This is a genomic window from Streptomyces sp. NBC_00310, from assembly GCF_036208085.1.
Classification (GTDB): Bacteria; Actinomycetota; Actinomycetes; order Streptomycetales; family Streptomycetaceae; genus Streptomyces.
On the sequence record NZ_CP130714.1, the window covers coordinates 10,424,586 to 10,443,617 of the forward strand.

General features: G+C 70.5%; 13 protein-coding genes. 3 read left to right on the forward strand and 10 right to left on the reverse strand.

Features of this window, described 5'->3' with window-relative positions; genetic code table 11:
• Positions 1–349 precede the first annotated feature (349 nt).
• The gene (locus tag OG202_RS45395; protein ID WP_326573684.1) at positions 350–1,135 is read left to right on the forward strand and encodes a DUF5995 family protein; all 786 of its coding nucleotides are present in this window, start codon (positions 350–352) and stop codon (positions 1,133–1,135) included.
• A gap of 53 nt (positions 1,136–1,188) precedes the next feature.
• Here OG202_RS45395 and OG202_RS45400 read toward each other — a convergent pair whose 3' ends face one another.
• Positions 1,189–1,602, reverse strand: a complete 414-nt coding sequence (locus OG202_RS45400) for an arsenate reductase ArsC (RefSeq protein ID WP_326573682.1) — start codon at positions 1,600–1,602, stop codon at positions 1,189–1,191.
• Positions 1,603–1,693: 91 nt separating this feature from the next.
• Between OG202_RS45400 and OG202_RS45405 the strand changes: the two genes are divergently transcribed.
• Positions 1,694–2,002 (forward strand): ArsR/SmtB family transcription factor, encoded by a 309-nt coding sequence (locus tag OG202_RS45405; protein WP_326573680.1) that lies wholly within the window; start codon positions 1,694–1,696, stop codon positions 2,000–2,002.
• The gene (locus tag OG202_RS45410) at positions 1,999–2,778 is read left to right on the forward strand and encodes an MIP/aquaporin family protein (RefSeq protein ID WP_326573678.1); all 780 of its coding nucleotides are present in this window, start codon (positions 1,999–2,001) and stop codon (positions 2,776–2,778) included. Before OG202_RS45405 ends, OG202_RS45410 begins: the two co-directional genes overlap by 4 nt.
• Before the next feature lie 355 nt (positions 2,779–3,133).
• Here OG202_RS45410 and OG202_RS45415 read toward each other — a convergent pair whose 3' ends face one another.
• From OG202_RS45415 to OG202_RS45455, 9 genes are all read right to left on the reverse strand, one after another.
• Complete coding sequence (locus OG202_RS45415) at positions 3,134–6,277, reverse strand: alpha-N-acetylglucosaminidase (protein ID WP_328224616.1); 3,144 nt, start codon at positions 6,275–6,277, stop codon at positions 3,134–3,136.
• 82 nt (positions 6,278–6,359) lie between these two features.
• Complete coding sequence (locus OG202_RS45420; RefSeq protein ID WP_326573675.1) at positions 6,360–7,274, reverse strand: beta-glucosidase; 915 nt, start codon at positions 7,272–7,274, stop codon at positions 6,360–6,362.
• Complete coding sequence (locus OG202_RS45425) at positions 7,271–8,215, reverse strand: hypothetical protein (RefSeq protein WP_327732033.1); 945 nt, start codon at positions 8,213–8,215, stop codon at positions 7,271–7,273. Before OG202_RS45425 ends, OG202_RS45420 begins: the two co-directional genes overlap by 4 nt.
• 5 nt (positions 8,216–8,220) lie before the next feature.
• Positions 8,221–9,645: an alpha-L-fucosidase gene (locus OG202_RS45430; protein ID WP_327726285.1), complete on the reverse strand. Its 1,425-nt coding sequence runs from the start codon at positions 9,643–9,645 to the stop codon at positions 8,221–8,223.
• 39 nt (positions 9,646–9,684) lie between these two features.
• A complete protein-coding gene (locus OG202_RS45435; protein WP_328224617.1) occupies positions 9,685–11,847 on the reverse strand; it encodes a GDSL-type esterase/lipase family protein in 2,163 nt (720 codons plus the stop codon).
• 9 nt (positions 11,848–11,856) lie between these two features.
• On the reverse strand, positions 11,857–13,101 hold the full coding sequence (locus tag OG202_RS45440) for an SGNH/GDSL hydrolase family protein (RefSeq protein ID WP_327726283.1): 1,245 nt from the start codon (positions 13,099–13,101) through the stop codon (positions 11,857–11,859).
• Positions 13,102–13,111: 10 nt separating this feature from the next.
• Positions 13,112–13,477 carry a hypothetical protein gene (locus OG202_RS45445; protein ID WP_327726282.1) on the reverse strand — a complete coding sequence of 122 codons (366 nt, stop codon included), beginning with the start codon at positions 13,475–13,477 and terminating at the stop codon, positions 13,112–13,114.
• An 8-nt stretch (positions 13,478–13,485) separates the two neighbouring features.
• Positions 13,486–17,133, reverse strand: a complete 3,648-nt coding sequence (locus OG202_RS45450; RefSeq protein ID WP_328224618.1) for a beta-galactosidase — start codon at positions 17,131–17,133, stop codon at positions 13,486–13,488.
• Positions 17,130–18,998, reverse strand: a complete 1,869-nt coding sequence (locus OG202_RS45455; protein ID WP_327726280.1) for a DUF4091 domain-containing protein — start codon at positions 18,996–18,998, stop codon at positions 17,130–17,132. Before OG202_RS45455 ends, OG202_RS45450 begins: the two co-directional genes overlap by 4 nt.
• Between the last annotated feature and the right edge of the window lie 34 nt (positions 18,999–19,032).

Consider the following 19,032-nt stretch of genomic DNA (forward strand, 5'->3'; position numbering starts at 1 on the left):
ACGATCCGGCTCATGACCAGCCCTCACTCCGAAACGCGCTGGACCCGCTGCGAGCTCGGCGTGGCACGATCGCGCTGAGCCATCGGGTGATCGACCTCGTGATCCGCCGCCGCGTGTCGCCCGAGGCGATACGTTCGCACAGACCGCGGACTTCTCCGACGCCGGAGAGAGGCTCAGGCGCGGCCGGTGTGCACCGTGGCCGTGGACGTGGTGGGGAGACGAGTGGGGTCCATCCCGGTTCCTGTAGGGCGGGGACCCGGCCCGTTCGTGGTAGGACGGGGCTGTGCTCGGCACTGCGGTCAGCAGTCAGGGTGCGGCCGAACGAGGGGCCGCGAAAGGGGAGTTGGGCATGGCGGCAGAGAACATCGACGAGGTCGTGGACGGGATTGCCGGGATCGTACGGGAGGCCGGCCGCGCCGGTGACCGGGTCGGGTACTTCGCGGCGCTGTACCGACAGGTGACCGTGGAGGTCCGCACGGCCATTCACGAGGGCCTGTTCGACGACGGCGCCCGGATGGACCGTTTCGACACGCACTTCGGCAACCGCTACTTCGACGCGTACGACGCCTGGCGCCGTGACCGGAGCGGGCCGCGTTGTTGGCGGGAGGCGTTCGGGCTCCTTGACGACGCCGACACCGTCATCGTCCAGCACCTGCTGCTCGGCGTGAACGCGCACATCAACCTCGACCTGGCCATCGCGGCCGCGCGGACCAGCCCCGGCGAGGCCATCCACGCCTTGCGGCGCGACTTTCTGCTGATCAACGACATTCTTGCCCGGGTGGTGCTGGAGGTGCAGGAGTCGGTCGGCGCCCTGTCGCCACTGCTGTCGCTGCTGGATCGGCTCGGAGCCCGGACCGACGAGCGGATCCTCGACTTCAGTGTCCGTCAGTCCCGCGAGGAGGCGTGGTACAACGCCGTCCTGCTTGCCGGCCAGAACGAGGAGGAGCGCGAGGCCACCATCGAGCGGCTCGACATCCGGGCCGCCGTGCTCGCACGGTTGGTGGCGCGCCCGGGCGGCGTCGTCCGGCCGGCCCTGCAGCTGATCCGGAGCACCGAGAGTGATGACGTGCCGGCCGTCATCACTCATCTGGACAACGCCATGGAGGGACCCACCGCGCGGCAGGGGACAGGGTGAGGGCCTGCGGAGCGACCGTCCGACTCGGTCGCCTCTCGCCGCGGGCGCCGCGCTCACGCCTGGGGCTTCGGGGCGATCTCCTTGATCAGACCCTCGACCAGCACCTTGATCTCGTCCCGGATCGGGCGGACGGCCTCGACCCCCTGGCCCGCAGGGTCTTCCAACTGCCAGTCCAGGTACCGCTTGCCGGGGAAGACCGGACAGGTGTCGCCGCAGCCCATGGTGATGCAGACGTCGGACTCCTTCACGGCGTCTACGGTGAGCATCTTCGGGACCTCGGCGGAGATGTCGATGCCGACCTCGGCCATGGCCTCCACGGCGGCCGGGTTGACACCGGCACCCGGGTTGGAGCCGGCGGAACGGACCTCGACGCGGTCCCCGGCGAGGTGGGTCAGCCACGCGGCTGCCATCTGGGAGCGGCCGGCGTTGTGGACGCAGACGAACAGCACGGAGGGCTTGTCGGACATCAGAGGTCTCTCTTGTCTCACGACGGCATCAGGTGCTGATGACATCAGCATCCGGTGGTGTCAGCCACCACTGATGTGACAGTATCAGCGCATGATGACGTCAGTCGACACTGACCTGATCCGGGTGCTGGCCGACCCGCTCAGGCTCCGAATCGTGACCCTGCTCGCCAAAGAGACGCTGTGCACCACCCACCTGGTGGAGGAGACCGGCGCCCGGCAGACCAATCTCTCCAACCACCTGAGAGTGCTGCGCGAAGCCGGCGTCGTCGATACGGAGCCGTGCGGCCGGTTCACCTACTACCGGCTCAAGCCCGACGTCATCGCCTCGCTCGCCGGCCGGTTCGCCGACCTGGCCGAGTCCGCTCGCACCGCAGCCGAGAACAAGAGGGCCTGTCCATGACCCCCGCCGAAGCCGCCCCGACCGCGGAGTCCGCGCCGCCCGCTCCCGCACCGGCCTCCGTCGAGCCCGCCCCCGGCGCCACCCCGCCGCGCAACCCCCTGGTCGCCCGGGCCGCCGCCGAACTCATAGGCACCGCCCTGCTGGTGGCGATCGTGGTCGGCTCCGGCATCCAGGCCACCGAACTCACCAAGGACGTCGGCCTGCAACTGCTGGCCAACTCCACGGCCACCGTCTTCGGCCTCGGCATCCTGATCCTTCTGCTCGGCCCCGTCTCCGGCGCGCACTTCAACCCGGTCGTCACGCTCGCCGAGTGGTGGACCGCCCGGCGCGGTGGCGCCGGCGTCACCCCGCGCGAGGTGGCCGTGTACGTGCCCGCGCAGGTCCTGGGCGCGATCGCGGGCGCGATCCTGGCGGACGCGATGTTCGGCGAACCACTGGTGAAGTGGTCCACGCACGATCGCTCGGCGGGTCATCTGCTCCTGGGTGAGGTCGTCGCGACGGCCGGTCTGATCCTGCTGATCTTCGGCCTGGCCCGGGCGAACCAGCTGCGCTTCGCGCCCGTCGCGGTCGCCTCCTACATCGGCGCCGCGTACTGGTTCACGTCCTCCACGTCCTTCGCCAACCCGGCGGTGACCATCGGCCGCGCCTTCACCGACACCTTCGCGGGCATCGCGCCCGGCTCGGTGGCGGGCTTCATCGGCATGCAACTCGTCGGCGGCGTGGTCGGACTGGCGCTGGTCGCGCTCATCTTCATGCCCGGACGATCGGCCGAGTGACCGACAACACGACCCAGGACAGGTGGCGGTGATCGGCGGCGGCCCGGGCCGGGCTCGCTGCCGGGTACGACCGGCGCCGCCTCGGCGTGCTCCGGCACCGGATGCCGAAGGGTTCGCCTCGATGTCCTGCCCCGCTCCCAAGCCATCGACAACCGGCCCGGAACTCGTTGCACCGGCCTACGCTCATGCCAGACCACCGGGACCACCGGGACCACCGAGATCCGCCCCTCCGCGCTCTGGCGGAGGGGCGTCGGCGTTGACGCCATTGACCTCGGGCCGGCCCCGGCCGGACGGCGTCAGGTGCCCGGCACGCTCGGTGTCACCGGGCTGAGCCGTCCGGCTCCCGTCCGCCCCCTCAGGTGACGGAGAAGTCCTCGAACCCGGCGATCCCGCGGGTACCGGTCCAGCCGTTGGCGGCCGTCATGAAGACACCGATGTCCTGGTGGTCGGCAGCTCCGCCCGGGGTGGCGGTGCCGACCTTCGTCCACGTGACGCCGTCCGTGCTGCACTCGCCGGTGTAGGTGTCGCCGGAGCGTGTCAGGCGCAGGTGTACCGGGGCGGTGGCGGAGCCGGCCAGTTCGATGGAGTCGAACCGGCCGTTGCCCTCGGAGTCCCAGGACAGCGCACATCCGTTGGACGGAGTCACCGCCAGATTCACGTACCCAGCCTGGCCGTCGCCGTTCGAGTCGTCGCCGTTCGTGGAGAGGTCGTTGCGGACGATGAGCCCGGCGCGGGCCCAGGGCCCGGTGCTGTCCTGCGTGGTGACCCGGACTGTGGCGCTCGAGGCGGAACCGAAAGCGGCGGCCCGGTAGACCGTGCCGAACTCGTTGGTGCCGCCCCACAGGTCGGCTCCGGCACCCTCGATGGCGAGCGCGTCACCGGACTGGCCGAAGACCGCGTCGTTGAGGGAGGCGCTGCGGTAGGGGTCCGTCACTCCGGTGCCCGCCATCAGCCGGACCATCGCCAAAGCCGAGCCACGCGAGCCGCCCGTCCGGAAGGACGCGTTCACCGGCACCCGGGAGATCAGCGCGTCGGCGGCCGCGGTGAGGGTGACCCGGAAGGTCGCCGAGAAGCTCTCGCCCGGCGCGAGGGACGCCGCGGTGGTCGTGCCGACGGGCTCGGCGGTCATCCCCTCCGGTGCGTCGACGGACAGCTTCAGCTCCGTCGCCGGCCCGAATCCATTGCGGTTGGTGAACGAGACGGTGACCGTGACCGGGCGGCCCCCGGTCACCGATCCCCGGTCCGCGGACGCGGTCAGTGTCACCTGGTGGGGGTCCGCGGCCAGGGTGTCCCGCACCTGGCGGGCCAGCTTGTGGATGTCGCCGGTCGTCTTCACCGGGTAGCTGTCGTGCCGGTGCGCCCAGCGGTCCTCCAGCGCGAACCAGTCGATCTCGGCCGGCTGCCGACCGGCCGCGAGCGCCGCGGACGACTCGTCGAAATAGGTCTTCCAGCGGGTGTGGTAGAGGCCGCCGACCAGCCCCGCCCATTCCCGGTTGGCGTAGTCGTGCAGCCCTTCCTCGCTGCTCTCCCGGCCGCCCCAGGTGGTGATGATCGACCGTGCGTCGTACTCCAGCTGGTCCTTCTCGGCCCTGGTGGCACCCCAGGAACGGGCGTCGGCCAGCCACCGTCCGAGCAGGTGCTGCGGGGACGTGGCCAGCACCTTGTCCATCAGCTTCATCCAGCTGAGCCAAATCCCGGTGAGCCGGTCGAAGCCGACGCGGTCCCCGGCCTCGTACGCCGCCTTGATCCGGGGCAGCAGCACCCGGCTGCGGTTGGACAGCACCTGACGGGTCACGTCGGCGAGGTCGTAGGCGTAGGCGGAGCTGTCGCGCAGCCGCGGCGCGACCTGGAGCAGTTCGGTGAGCGCCGTGTCGAAGGCCGTGGTGTCGTAGCGGTCGGCCTCCGGGCCCCACGCGGCGGCCTTGTTGGCGCCCAGGCTCGGCCGGGCGCCGAACAGCCCGTCGGGCGCCTCGCTCCACGCGTCCTTGCGGGTCATGTTGTACGCGGTGTCGCGGATCGTCTTCCAGGCGGCGAGGGCGTGCGGGTCCTCGTCGCCGTACCGGGACACGGCGTACGCGGCGAACCAGTCGTCGAGGTCGATGGTGCCGGGTGTCCACGCCAGGTCGGTGAGGAGCGTGAGCGCGGGCGCGTTGTTGTCGGCGGCCTCCGGCATCGCCGCGATCCCGGCGAGCGCGCTGCCTTCCTTGTCACGCCACTTGGGGTACTGCTCCACCCAGTCCGGGGCGTTGGCGCCCATCGGGGTGTGGCCGCCGAAGTTCCAGATGCTGCCGAAGGCGTACGGGGTGCCGCCCCAGTCGCTCTCCCGGTCCGTGATGGTGGTGTAGCGGTCGGACAGGCCGTCCACGATCAGCATCCGGGACTTGTCGACCCCGTCGAGCAGCGCCGTGGACGGGTTGGACTGCCAGCCCAGGATGGCCCAGATCGCGCCCGGGTGGGCCTTCTGGAGCGCCCCTTCGACGGCTGCCGCGGCTTCGTCCACCGGAACGTCACCGGGGTTGCCGCCCTCGTGCAGCAGGTCCATCTTGTACATCGTGCTGTCGCCGAACCGCTCCGACTGGGCCCGGTAGAAGGCGGCGGACACCTCGTCGAAGGCCGTGGTGCGCGGGTCGAGCCAGTCGGGTCGCTTGAAGGCACCCCAGGAGCCCTGGGGGACCACGGCCGCGTCCCCGCCGTGCTTGGCGACGAAGTCGTCCGGCACGGTGCCGAAGTAGCCGGGCAGCACGGGTGTCATGCCCAGTTCGCGCACCCGGTCGGTGATCTTCCGGGCGAGATCGGCGCGCCTCTCGATGAGCCGCCTGGACACCGGACCGCCGAACCCCGACATGTTCTGCAGCAGCCACCACGGCTGATGGGCCGGTGCCGGAATCCACGCGCGCATCTCGGCGTCCGAGTAGCCGAACTGCCGGAAGGTGTCGTAGTAGACGGCATCGCCGCCGGTGTAGACCAGCACCCTGTTGATGCCGTGCAGCGCGAGCACGTCCAGCTCGCGCTCCCACGCGTCCCAGTCCCGGTAGGGGCCGGTGTAGCCGTCGTTGGTGTCGTTGAGGGCGAACCGGTGCGGCACGTTCGCCGATCCGGCGATCTCCCCGCCCGGGGCGGGCAGCAGCCTGGGGAGGTTCAGCTGTTCGCCGTTCCAGGAGATGTCGGCCTTCGCCGCCCGCGCGAGATAGGTGTGGAGGCCGGTGAGCAGCACCGCCGGGCTGGAGCCCGCCACGGTGATCGCCCCGGCCCGGCCGGTGACCTTGAACCGGTCGGCGCCGCCGGCGTCCAGCGCGCGCAGCGTCACCTGACGGTGGTGGTCGGGCAGCAGCCGTCGCAGCGCGACCGACGCGGGGGTCGTGTCGAACGGCTTCGCGACCGTGTCCGCGGCGGCTGGTGCGGCGTGGGCACCTGGCGGCGGCGTCAGCAGGACCACTCCGCCGAACGCGGCCGCTCCGGTCAGCAGGCGTCTGCGGCTGAGTGGTTGATTGCCTGTCATGAACGTCCTCTCGAAACTTTTCGGATCTTCCGAGCCGCGGTGCGATGTGGCCGCACCGCACCGCACCGCACCGCGGTCCGGATCAGGCGACGGTCATCGCGAAGATGTGCAGAGCGGGAACACCGCTCGTCAGGCCGTCGCTGACCTTCGGCAGCACGACGGAGTGCAGTTCCTTGTCCTCCAGGTCGACGCCGAAGGTGTAGAGGCTGACCGGGTTCCTGTCCTGGCCCGACGGGGTGTTGCGGTACGGCAGTACCACCGCCGCCGCGGGGTGCGCCGCGTACCAGTCGGGAACCTCGACGGAGAAGGCCTGCTCCGTACCGTCCGCGTACACGACCCTCCCGGGCCCCTCGCCGGCGCCCCAGGTGCAGGTGCCGAGGAAGGCCAGCCGCGAGCCTGTGCCGGACAGCCGTACGGTCTGCCCGGAGGACACCAGGTTGTCCTTGGCCCCGGGCCCGGTGTCCGGCCAGGTGAAGGCCGTCCCTCCGTAGGTGACCGAAGCTCCGGGAGTCAGTCCGACCGAGGCCAGCGCCTCGGCGGACAGGCTGGACCGCGAGGCGTCGATGTCGGCGGTGGTGGTGGCGTCGTCGGAGGAGATGCCGGCGTTGTCGAAGGCACTGGCCAGGGACCGGTACGGCAGTTTCAGCGACGAGGTGACGCGGGTGCAGTCGGACCCGTACGCGTGCACGTCGAAGAGCGCGTGCGCGATGCAGGGGACCACTCCCTCGGCGTCGTCGGGGAGCCGGGTCTTCCAGGTGCGGGTGACCGACCGTCCGGGCACGATGCCGCCCAGGCCGTCCGACTCCGCGAGGTCGCCCACGGCGAGGTAGAGGACGGTGTTGCGCAGGGTGATACCGGTCGTGTTCTTGAGAGTGGCGGTCAGGGTCAGGGCCTGGCCCGGCCCGGGGGTGGCCGGGGTGACGGTGAGGGAGACGGGCGGCGGGAGGAAGTCCTGTTCGGGGCGGTAGGCGGCCTGGGCGAGGCGATTCGTTGTCATCTCGTCTCCACTGAGAAGTGGTCGAACACGGCCTGCACCGTGGTGCCGGGATAGTTGAGGTTCACGGCGCTCGCCACCACGCCGGCGTCCAGGGCGCCGCTCGCGGAGGGGACGTTCACACGCGCGATCTCGGTCCAGGAGAGGCCGTTGTTGGTGCTGGAGTACGCCGTGTAGGTGGTGCCGTCGCGGACCAGGCGCAGCCAGGCGGGGTGGGTGGAGCCGCCGCCACCGGCCCAGGTGTCGAGCCGTCCGTCGCCGTCGCTGTCGGTCATGAACTCCAGGCCGAACGACTTCGACATGGTGAGTACGGCGTAGCCGCCCTTCTCCGGGGCGGTGAGATCGCCCGCGACCGCGATGCCGTACTTGGCGGTGGGGTTGTCGCTGCCGGTGAGGCTGACCGTCTTGACCTGCACCACGCTCGACTCGGCGGCGGAGCCGGGAAGGAGGATGCCCCCCTTCTCGTCGGTGCCGCCGGAGAAGTCGCGGCCGCCCGCCCAGATCACCAACTGGCTGCCGTACTGGCCGAACCCGGCGTCGTCGGTGGTGGCGAACGTCCGGTACGGGTCCCGTACCTCATTGGGCTCGTAGGGCACCGTGAACGTCTTCGCGGACCGCGCGCAGTCGCTGCTGTACCCGTCGACGTCGAAGACCACGTGTGCGGTGAACGACACGTTCCCGGCCACGTCGGCCGGCATCGCCGTCTCCCAGCGCCGGGTCGTCCTCGCGCCGCGCCGCAGGTCGCCGAGCGGGATGGTCTTCGCCGCCGTGGTGGCGCCGGGGCTGATCAGGTGGAGCACGGCGTTGCGGAGCGGGAAGGGACAGTCGTTGGTGAGGACCGCGGTGGCGGTGACCGCGTCACCGCCACCCGGCTCGGCCGGCCGCGTGGTGACGGTGAGGGTGGGGCCCAGGGTGTCGAACCGGGTGGCGTCACGGATTCCCATGCCGCTCACCGGGCCCAGTCGACGGTGAAGACGTTGGCGATGTCGCTGGGCAGGGAGGACGGGACGGTGATGTTGATCTTTCCGTCACCGCGGGTCCACCGCAGACTGCCGCTCGTGCCGAGCAGTCGGATCCGGGACGTGGCGCTGATGGGGATGTCGCCGGGAACCGAGAGGGTGCCGCTGGGCGCGCCCAGCACGATGATGTTGAACTTGCCCGGGGAGACGGTGTAGCGGATGCCGAGCGAGCCGCCCTCCTCCTCCGCCCGCACCCAGGGCGTCGACCCGTAGATCGCCGGGCCGTTGACCTTCAGCCAGGCGCCGATGTCCCGCAGCCGCTCCTGCATGATCTCGGGGATCGTGCCGTCCGGCCTGGGACCGATGTTGAGCAGCAGGTTGCCGTTCTTGCTGACGACGTCGGCGAGCAGCTGGATCAGGAACTCGGAGGTCTTGTAGTCCTCGTCCGGCTCGTGCTTGTTGTACCCCCAGGAGTAGCCCATGGTCATGCAGCACTCCCACTTCTGCGGATCCATGGTGGGGTTGGTGCGCTGCTCGTACGTGGCGAAGTCGAAGTGGGTGTCGAACCGGTCGTTGATCACCACTCCCTTGGGGTTCTTACGGTTCTTGGCCTGGTTGTAGTAGTGGGCCAGGGGTTCTTCGCTGCGCCACGGCGGTTCGCCGGTGGGCCGGAACCACTGTCCGTCCGCCCACAGCAGCTCCGGGTCGTAGCGGTCGATGATCTCGTAGAGCTGCTTGAGCTCGTAGTCGCCGATGTAGTCCTCGACCGGCTTGTAGCCGGTCATCGGGATTTCCTCGTCGGTGTAGAAGTTGCGCATCGGCCGGCCGATCGCCGGGTTGAAGTACTCGCCGAGCGAGTAGTACAGGCCCGGGCGCACGGTGCCGCGCCTGCGGGCCGCGGTCATCAGCTCACCGACGAGGTCGCGCTTCGGGCCGTACGCCACGGAGTGACGGTCCGTCACCTTGCTGGGGTAGAGGGCGAATCCGTCATGGTGCTTGCTGGTCAGCGCGAAGTACTCGGCGCCCGCCTGCTCGAACAGCCTCACCCAGGCGTCGGGATCGTACTTCTCGGCCTTGAACTGCGGGATGAGGTCGTCGTAGGTGACGTCCTCGCCGTAGGTGTCGCGGTGGTACTTCCACTCGGCGGTGTCCTTGGTGCTCTGGTACCAGAGGTACCACTCGGAGGCGCTTCTCGGCGTCGCGCCGGCGATCACCGAGTAGATGCCCCAGTGGACGAAGATGCCGAACTTGGCGTCCTTGTACCAGCGCGGCACGGGATGGGTGTCGAGGGACGCCTTGGTGGGCTGGTAGTCGGGTATGCCGGAGCCGGCCGGCACCGCCACGCCGGCGAGGGCCTGGGCGGTTCCGGGCGGCGCGAGGAGCACGGCACCGCCGAGGGCGGCTGCGGTGGTCATGAAATGTCGGCGGTTGACTGCCATGAACGTGGTTGCCTCTCACTCGTGGGTGGAGAAGGAGTCGAAGAGCGCGGTCGTGGTCTGGCCGGGATAGGTGAGGTTGACGGCGCTCGCGACCAGACCGGCGTCGCCGGTGCCGCTCGCGGAGGGCACGGTCGCGGTGGCGACCTGCTGCCAGGCGGTGCCGTCGGAACTGGCGTACGCGGTGTAGGCGGAGCCGTCGCGGACGAGCTTCAGCCAGGCCGGGTGGTACGAACTGCCGCCCCCGGCCCAGGTGTCGAGCCGTCCGTCGCCGTCGCTGTCGGTCATGAACTCCAGGCCGAACGACTTCGACATGGTGAGGACGGCGTAGCCGCCCGCCGCCGGCGCGGCGAGGTCGTTGGCGACGGCGATCCCTGCCTTGGCGGACGGGCCGCTGCCGGTCTGACCGGCGACCCGGGCGGTCACGGTGCCGGACGGTGGCGCGGCGTCGGCGAGGTAGACCGCCGCCTTCTCGTCCTTCCAGCCGGACAGGTCCTGGCCGCCCGCCCAGATGGCGAACTGGTCGCCGTTCTGGGCATATCGGGCTTCCTCGGTCGTGGTGGCGGTCGTCAGGTACGGCGCCCGGATCTCGGACGGAGCGGGGGTCACCGTGGCGTCCACGCTGTCGGAGTCGTGCCGTGTGCGGCCGTCCTGCGCGAAGGACGTGCGTACGCCGATCTCGTGGGTGCCCCAGGCCGCGTCGGCGGCGGGGGTCACCGTCCAGGTGACGGTGGCGCTGTCGCCCGGGGTGAGGGAGCGCGTCCGCGTGCTGCCGGCCGGTTCGGCGGACCAGCCGTCGGGGAGGTCGAGGCGTGTGCTGACCCGGGTGACCGTTTCGGTGCCGATGTTGGTGACGGTCGACGTGATCTCCGAGCCCTCGCCGCCGGCTTGCAGGGTCGGCCGGTACGGAGTGAGCCGGACACGGGCCGACGGGCAGTCGCGGGCCGCCCCGAGGGTGGTGAGGTCGACGGCGTCGGCGAACGCCTTCATGCCGGTGTCGTTGGGGTGCAGATGGTCACCGGAGTCGAACGCGGCGGCGTAGCGGGTGGGGTCGTCCGGGTCCCGTACGGCCTCGTCGAAGTCGGCGTAGTCGTCGAAGACGCCGCCGGAGTCGCGCACGAACGCGTTGACCTTCTGCCGCTCGGCCTCCTTGGCCTCGGTCCACCAGTCGCCCCACCCCCGGTACGGCACGACCGTCGCGCCGATCAGGCGCAGCCCGCGGGCGTGGACACGGCGCGCGATCTCCTTCATGCCGTCGATCACCTGGTCGCCCGTGGCGCCGCCCCAGCTGAGGTCGTTGACGCCCTCGAACAGGATCACCGTCCGGGCGCCCGGCTGCGACAGCACGTCGCGTTCCAGCCGGTCCAGTGCCGACGGGTTGCCGTCGACCCCGGCCGTGATCCGGTTACCGCTGATGCCCTCGTTCAGCACCCCGGCGGTGGACGAGCAGGCCGACAGCCGCCCGGCCAGATGGTCGGGCCAGCGCCGGTTGGCGTTCGCCGTGGAGGACGCCCCGTCGGTGATGGAGTCGCCGAGCGCCACCACGGAACCCGCCGTGTCACCGCCGCGTACGTCGACGCCGGTCAGGAACGGGAAGGCGGACTCGGTCCTGGTGAAGGCGTCCCCGGCGTGGTCCGAGGCGTGGTCGCCGCCGCCGTCGGGCGTCCAGTAGACGGTCTGCAGGCCCATCCAGTGCTGGCTGATGTGCGTGAGCCGACCGGGGAAGTACAGGCTGACGACCAGGTCGCCGCGGGCCGGTACGGAAATCCTGACGGCATCGCTCACCGCCTGCTCCCCGGCGGCGATCGTCACCTCGTCCTCGCCGCCGAACCGGACCTCGTACGGCTTCGCGACGGCGGAACCGCCGTCCCGGCGCCCCACGGTCGCGTGGCCGATGGTCACCGGCTCGGTGGTGAAGGCGTTGGTCAGGCGGATGCGTACGCTCGACCCGCCGGCGCTCACCCGCACCGGTATGCGCACCGTCACCTCCGAGGTGCCCGGGTCGTACGAGGCGTGCTGCGCCGTCGCCCAAGTCCCCGTCCACAGCGACTGCTTGGCCTCGGCCGCGGCCGGGGCCGTAGGGAGCAGGACTGCCAGGGTGGCTGCCAGGGCTGTGGCCAGGGCCGCGAGTCTTCGGTGTTCCCGCAGGTGTCCACGCAGATGTTCAAACGGTCCGGACACTGGTCCTCCTCAGGAACACGCGCGGCCGAGACCGAGCCCGGCCAGGTCGATGGAGTCGGCGAAGGCCTTCATTCCGGTGTCGTTGGGGTGCAGGTGGTCACCTGAGTCGTAGGCCGCGCCCAGCCGCCGCGGGTCCGCCGGGTCCCGTACGGCCTCGTCGAAGTCGGCGTAGTCGTCGAAGACCCCGCCGGAGTCCCGGACGAACGCGTTGACCTGCTGTCGCCGCGCCTCCGTCTCCTCGGTCCAGCCACCCCAGGTGAAGTCCTTGTACGGGGTGATCGTGGCGCCGACGACCCGCATCCCACGCCGGTGCGCCCGGTCGGCGATCTCCGTCATGCCGGCGATGATCTGCTCGGCACTCGCCCCGCCGAGATCGTTGATGCCCTCGAAGAGGATCAGGGTCCGCGCTCCCGGCTGGGAGAGCACATCCCGTTCGAGCCGTGCGAGCGCCGAGGGGTTGGTCTCGGTCCCGGCGGTGATCCGGTTGCTGGTGATGCCCGCGTTGAGCACCCCGGTGCCGGGCAGGCAGGCGTTCAGCCGGGCGGACAGCAGGTCGGGCCAGCGCTGGTTCGTGTCGGCCGTCGAGAAGGAGCCGTCCGTGATCGAGTCACCGAGCGCCACCACCGACCCGGCCCCCGGCGCGGTCACATCGACGCCGCTGAGGAAGGGCCAGCTCGTGGTGGTCCAGGTGTAGGCGTCACCGGCGGTGTCGGCGGTATGGTCGCCCGCCCCGTAGTCCGTCCAGTACACGGTCTGCTGCGCCCACCAGTGGTCGGTGATGTGCGTGACCTGACCGGGCAGATGGAGACTGACCACCAGGTCGGTCAGAGCCGGCACGGCGAGGCGGACCGGATCGCTGACCGCCTCGCCACCCGCCGGGATCGTGACTTCGCGCCGTCCGCCGAACCGCACGTCGTACGGGCGCTCCACGGCGGACCCCCCGTCACGCAGGCCCACGGTCGCGTGCCCGACCGTCACCGGGTCGGTGGCGTAGGCGTTGGTCAGGCGGATGCGCACGGATGAACCGCCGACGCTGGTGTGCACCGGCATCCGTACCGTCACCTCGGACATCCCCGAGACCTCGTAGTGCTCACTGGCCGCCGTCGCCCAGGTCCCCGTCCAGCCGCGTCGGGCGCCCTGCCGACCGGCCTCGGCGGAGGCCGACGCCCCGGCCTCGACGGGGGTCACCGTCCCGGCCACGAGGGCCGAGACCGCCAGGAGCAGAGCCGCGAGCCTGCCGCGTATCGCCTGCATGTGCCGCCCCCTACCGTTCCGCGCCGGTGCGCGCGAGCGCCTGGTACGCCTTGGTGGCACCCTCGGCCTTGAGGCTCACGCCCGCCGGGGTCGTGTGTAGTGGTGCCGGGTGTCCCTTGCGAGTGGCGGGGCCGCGGACGGCCTTGCCGTTGGTGACGTCACGCCAAGTCCCGGTCGGCAGGAAGACGTTGGCCAGGACGGTCCGGCCCGCCCGAACCGTCGTGAGGGTCGACCGGTCGGTCGCGAGCCGCAGTGCGTAGCGCGGCATCGCGAAAGTGATCCGTCCGGGTTCGGCGGCGGTCGCCGGGGCCGCGGTGCCGAGCGGCGGGGCGGCCGGGAGCCGCGCCGCCGTGCCGTGCCGGACGGCTCGTCCCACCGCGGGCATCAGGCGCCGCCGCCGCAGGTGAGCTTGGCGTCGGCCCAGTCGGCGTGGTCGGTGGAGACATCGCCGTCCCCGTCGACCAGCAGGTCGAGCCAGCGGGCGCCCGTCACGTCCACGTCGACCGTGGCCCCGCCGTCGGAGCCGTACCGCACCGGGCTGTCGAACAGGGAGCGGCCGTCGGCGATCACCGCGAAGGAGACGCTGCCGTTGTCACCGACCTCGTCGTCCACCCCGGCGGTCGCGGTGAAGCGGGTGCAGCCGCCGCCGAGATAGACCCGGACCTGGCTGTTGGCGTGCACGCCGAGACCCTTGGCGTAGGTGGTGCCGCCCATGCTCAGGGGCCGTCCGTCGCCGGCTGCGGCCTCCCCGTTGGAGGCGTCCTTCTCGACCGGGCCCCAGCCGTTGACCGCCTTGACCAGGGTCGCATCGCTCACATAGGTGTCGGCGGACAGCCCGGGCGGTGGCACCTGCACGGCCCGTACACCCGTGACGGTGCCCGGACGGCCGGGCTGGCTGAGCTTGGCGGTCGCCGACAGGACGGCGTAGTGGACCGGGTCGCCCGGTGGGGTGACGGTGTAGTCCGCGGTCACCGTGTCGCCGGGCCGGACCCGGGCGAAACGGGTGGTGTCGTCGGTGGTCGCGGTCCAGCCGTCCGGGACCTTCAGCGTCAGCTCGACGTTCCGGGCGGCCGGCGCGTCCTTCGGCACGGTGACGCTCACGGGGACCCGGGCGGCGGTGCCGGTGCTCAGGAACGGCTCGGCGTCGACGGTGACACGGGCGCCCGACTCCGGCATGGCGTACGTCTTGGCGTCGTACGAGGGCGCGGCCACCGGGCCGATCTTGATTCCGCCCGCCGAGGCGCCGAGGTCGACGAGCTTGGCGGAACCCGGGCCCGCTCCGGCCTCGGTGGACCACACGGCCAGGGCGATGGTGTTGCTGCCCTGCTCGCGCAGGATGCCCTTGGGGATGACGAACCGTGTCTGCGGTCCGGTGTCCGGCAGATAGCGGCCGATCAGCCAGCCGTTGACGAAGATCTGGGCACGGTAGCCGGTGCCGCCGCCCTCGGCCTCGGCGAGATCGAGGGCGATCGCGTTGTCCTGGCCCTGCGGCAGGTCGAGCCGGGCGGAGGTGCGGTACCAGCGCACGCCGGTCCCGGTCTTCGCGCTCTGTCCGGCGAGGGTGGTGTTCTTCCAGCTGCCGTCGGGGTGACCGGCGAGGGACCAGCCGGCCCGCTCCCCGTACAGCCCCCCGTTGTTGTACAGGCCCCGGGCGGTGTCCACGGAGTCCTCGCCACCCCGGCTGCCCTGGATCTTCCAGGTGAGGGTGGAGGCCCCGCCGACCACCTCGGCGCCGAGCAGACCGCGCGGCTCCTTGGAGTAGTCGTGGCCCCATTCCTCGTTGTGGCCCGCGTTCTCCACGAGGACGGACAGGACGTTGTCCCCGCTGGCCCTCAGCGTGTCCGCCGGGACGTCGAAGGTGTGCCCGCCGTCGCCGGAGGAGCCGAGGTAGCGGCCGTTGAGCCAGACCGCGTACTGGCCGGTCGGGCCGGTGTTGGCGTTCAGCGCGAGCCCGGTCGCCCGCCCCGTGGTCTTGAACCGGCCGCGGTACCAGACGTTGCCGTGGTGGTACCCGTACTCGTCCATCGCGAGGACCGGGAGCGATCCGGCCAGCTCCGGGTTGTGGGCGGTGAGGCGGTCGGCGGTTGTCCAGGTGGAGTCGTCAAAGCCCGGGGCGGACTCCGGTGCCTCTTCCTTGTACTTCCATGTCGTCAGCGTGGGCAGCTCGACCGGGCGCGGTGCCTGGGTGGTGGTGACCCTACGGCGGTTCCACGTCACCCTCTTGGCGTCCGCGATGACCTCGATCCTCGCGGCCTTGGTGGAGTCGCCGGTCAACTTCAGTGTGTCGCCCGCCATTTCGGCGGTACGGACGAGGGACGGGCCTCGCACGAGGACCGGGCCCTCGGCGGTGTCCTGCTGCCACCAGTGGGCGGTCTCGGCGGTGTCGGCGATCAGCAGTTCCATGCCGTTCACCAGGACCCGGGCCAGGCCCTTGTGGGTGTAGTTCAGCCGCAGGTCACCGCGTTCGGCGTCCCAGGTGGTGGTGACCTCGCCGTCCAGGACGGTGACCTCGGGGCGCTCGGCGTACCGCAGTACGGTCTCTCCGGCCTCGCCCTCACGCCCGTGGAGCAGCGCCACGTCGCGGCCGCCGATCTCGGCGTGCGTCATGATCTCCGAGGTGGAGTAGACGAGCCGCTGGCTCTCGCTCAGGTCGTAGCCCGCGACAAGGAGTTTGGCGTCCCGGCCGTCGACGGTGATCGTGCCCTGCTGCGGTACGCGCGGGTAGTCGCCGTCCGCGCCGGTCAGCGACAGGGTCGTCTCGTCCTTGTCCTTCACGCGGGTGTCGGCGTGCCGGACGGTGAAGAACTGGGCGCCGTCGTCGGGGTTGACGCGCCGGTCGACGCGCAGGGCGTCGTCGGACGGGACGGGCGCCTCGGCCTTGTCGGTGCGCGCCAGTGAGGTGACGGAGTTGACCATGTAGCCCAGGCGCTTGAACTCCTGGTACTTGTCCGTGAGTTGGCGGGACTCGTTGATCGGGGCCCCGTAGTCGTACGACGTGTAGACCGCGTTCGGGTCGGCGAGCCACCCCCAGTTGGTGCCGCCGTACGTCATGTAGAAGGACTGGCCGCTCACCCCTGCGGCGATGTTCATCTTGCTGAACACCCGGGTGAAGTCGGTGCCGGTGAGTTTCGCGCAGTCCTGGTATCCGGTGCCGCCCCAGGGGTCGAAGGCGCCGCCCTGGGCCTCCGGGATGATCAGCGGGGACTCGGGCTTCCACTCGTTGACGTACGAGTAGTCGGGCAGGTTCTTCCAGGTGTCGGGGTCCTTGCAGTCGAAGCCCTGCGGGTAGGCGTCGAAGCCGTAGATGTCCGGTGCGCCCTTGCCGCTGACCCAGTTCTGGTTGGCGCCACCGTCGTTGACGAAGGTCGGGACGTCGATGCCGTCCTGGCGCGCCCAGTCGATGAGGGTCTGCATGTAGTCGGCGTCCTCGCGACCGCCCTGGTACTCGTTCTCGACCTGATACAGGATCACGTTGCCCGTGCCGCGCGTCAGTTGATGCCGAGCGATGATGGGGTTGATCCGGCTCATCCACTCCCGGGCCGCCTTCAGGTACTCCGGCTCGGAGGTGCGGTTCACGCCCGCCTGTGTCTTCCGCCAGGCGGGCATGCCGCCGCCGGAGACCTCCGCGTTGATGTACGGGCCGGGCCGGGCGATCACGTACAGGCCCGCGCGCTCCGCCTCGTCGAGCAGCCGCTCCACGTCACGGATGCCGGTGAAGTCGTAACGGCCCGGCTTGGCGGAGTGGTAGCCCCAGTCGAAGTACAGGGAGACCGCGTTGAATCCGCCCGCCTTGATCTTCTGCAGGACGTCACGCCACGCGTCCGGGCTGGGCAGCCGGAAGTAGTGGAACTCGGCGCCCCAGATGTAGAGGGGTTTGCCGTCGACCCGCACGGAGTACTGGTCGTAGGTGACGGTGTGCGGGGCCTGGGCCTGCGCCTCCGTCCGGGCCGGTGCCGCGACCGCACCTGTGCTCGTCAGGGGCATGACACTCAGTGCCCCGGCGAGCAGCAGCGATTTCCACTTCACCCTCATGACGTCAGCCCCTTCACGACGGCCGCCCGCGCGGTCTCGATGTCGCCCACGTCCTTCGTCCGGCCGTCGAGGTTCCGGGTCGCGGTGGTGAGGGCCTCGGTCAGGGCGTCGCTGTCGGTGCCGCCGTCCTTCTCCCGCAGCTGGGCGATGAGTTCGTAGTCCTCGATGCCCTCCTTCAGCTGCTCCCAGCGGATGCTGGACATCGGGCCGTCCTTGCCCGGGTAGACCAGGTACTCGTCGCCCTGGGTGAAGATGTGCACCGGCTGCTTGAAGGGGTCGCTGGTCCAGCTGTTGTACGACCAGCGCAGGAAGCCGTCCAGGTTCCGCTGGGCGGAGATCCACGGCAGCATCCGTGATTCGACGGCGGGCGAGTACGACAGCGTGTTGGGGTGGGCCGGCGCGCCGTACACGTAGAAGGTCGTGGTCTTGCCGGCCTTGCGCCGCTCGGCCACCTTCTCCTTCGTCATCGCGTCGATGCCGCCCCAGTCGACGGACAGGTTGGACGCGACGCCCTCGGTGCTGATCGAACCGGCGACGGAGATACGGTCGTCGAAGACCGGGGCGACCTCGTGGACGAAGTCCTTGACGACCGTCATGGTGTCGATGGGCCGCTCGTCGAAGGACAGCCAGGTGTCCTCCAGCCAGCCCTTGGCCTTCAGATGCTTCTCGAAGGCGGGCAGGAACGTTCCCCACGCCTCCCGCCAGCGGTCGCCGCCCAGACCGACGTTCTCGTAGACGGTCTTGCCGGTACGGGTGTCGGTGTAGGTGAGGTGCTCCTGGTCCTGGAACGCCAGCATGGAGAAGGCGCCGATGTCGGGGCCGAGGCCGACGCGTCTCGCGGTCTGGACGTACTTGTCCCAGCGGCCGAAGTCGAAGGAGAACGACTTACCGTTCCAGGCCCAGCCCACCATGCTGGTGTACGGCGTGGCGGTCTGCGACTCCCGGGTGCCGAGCGACCACTGATGGTGCCAGGGGTTGTCGACGATGGTGGTGTTGATGACCTTCTGGCCGCGCGACACCAGGTCGCGGTTGTACGTCTCGATCAGCTTCCAGTGCTGGTCGGACCAGAGCTTGACGCCGTGGTTCTTCGCGATCGTCTCCGGCTGCGCCCACACGTCGAGGAAGAAGTCGTAGTCCTTCGGGTCGGGCACGCTCGCGTCCGCGACCTCGATGGTCAGCGGGTAGGTCGACTGGGTGCGGCCGTCCGCGTTGACCTTCACCGTGCCGGTGTAGGTGCCCGGCTCGGCCGACTTGGGGATCTGGAAGGTGAACCACAGCGGCTGGGCCGCGTACGCGGGTACGTCCACGGAGGACCGCTCCTCGAGCGCGTCGCCGACCACGTCGGGGTTGCGGTCGCCGGACACCTCCTTGGCGGAGCTGACCTGGTCGATGGTGGCGGACCAGTCGACCTCGCTCTTGGATCGCTGCACGGGCACGTACTTGACGAACCGGACCTTGGTGTCGGCGCCGGACAGCTTCGCGCCGCCGGGACCGGTGAGATCACCGACCACGGCCTTGACGTCGTCGAGGTCCTGGCCGGAGGCGATCGCCAGCTGCGCCGAGACCTGCTCGTTGCGGACGGCGGAGAGCTTGAGCTCCTTGGTGTCCTTGCCCTGGACGGCGGTCATCGGGTAACGCGGGACCCGCTCCTCCGCGGAACCGGCGAAGGAGCCGGTGGGAACCCAGGTGATGGTGTCCCTGGTGCCCAGGGCGTCGGCGACCTTGACGGTCAGCCAGGTGGTGGTGGCCTTGGAATTGAGGTCGGTGCTCGTGGTCGTCGTACCGGTGACGGCTATCGCGGTGGTGCTCGCGGCCACGACCACGCCCGCGACGAAGCCGGCGACAGCTGAGGACGTACGTGCCATGGGGTGAGTTCCCTCTCTCACGGACGTGCGAGGA

Bases quoted from the DNA above. Each gene is read 5' to 3' on its own strand.
- OG202_RS45405 (WP_326573680.1), top strand. From the start codon at position 1,694: ATGATGACGTCAGTCGACACTGACCTGATCCGGGTGCTGGCCGACCCG.
- OG202_RS45420 (WP_326573675.1), bottom strand. From the start codon at position 7,274: ATGACAACGAATCGCCTCGCCCAGGCCGCCTACCGCCCCGAACAGGAC.
- OG202_RS45415 (WP_328224616.1), bottom strand. From the start codon at position 6,277: ATGACAGGCAATCAACCACTCAGCCGCAGACGCCTGCTGACCGGAGCG.
- OG202_RS45410 (WP_326573678.1), top strand. From the start codon at position 1,999: ATGACCCCCGCCGAAGCCGCCCCGACCGCGGAGTCCGCGCCGCCCGCT.
- OG202_RS45430 (WP_327726285.1), bottom strand. From the start codon at position 9,645: ATGACCACCGCAGCCGCCCTCGGCGGTGCCGTGCTCCTCGCGCCGCCC.
- OG202_RS45455 (WP_327726280.1), bottom strand. From the start codon at position 18,998: ATGGCACGTACGTCCTCAGCTGTCGCCGGCTTCGTCGCGGGCGTGGTC.
- OG202_RS45400 (WP_326573682.1), bottom strand. From the start codon at position 1,602: ATGTCCGACAAGCCCTCCGTGCTGTTCGTCTGCGTCCACAACGCCGGC.
- OG202_RS45425 (WP_327732033.1), bottom strand. From the start codon at position 8,215: ATGGGAATCCGTGACGCCACCCGGTTCGACACCCTGGGCCCCACCCTC.
- OG202_RS45440 (WP_327726283.1), bottom strand. From the start codon at position 13,101: ATGCAGGCGATACGCGGCAGGCTCGCGGCTCTGCTCCTGGCGGTCTCG.
- OG202_RS45395 (WP_326573684.1), top strand. From the start codon at position 350: ATGGCGGCAGAGAACATCGACGAGGTCGTGGACGGGATTGCCGGGATC.
- OG202_RS45450 (WP_328224618.1), bottom strand. From the start codon at position 17,133: ATGAGGGTGAAGTGGAAATCGCTGCTGCTCGCCGGGGCACTGAGTGTC.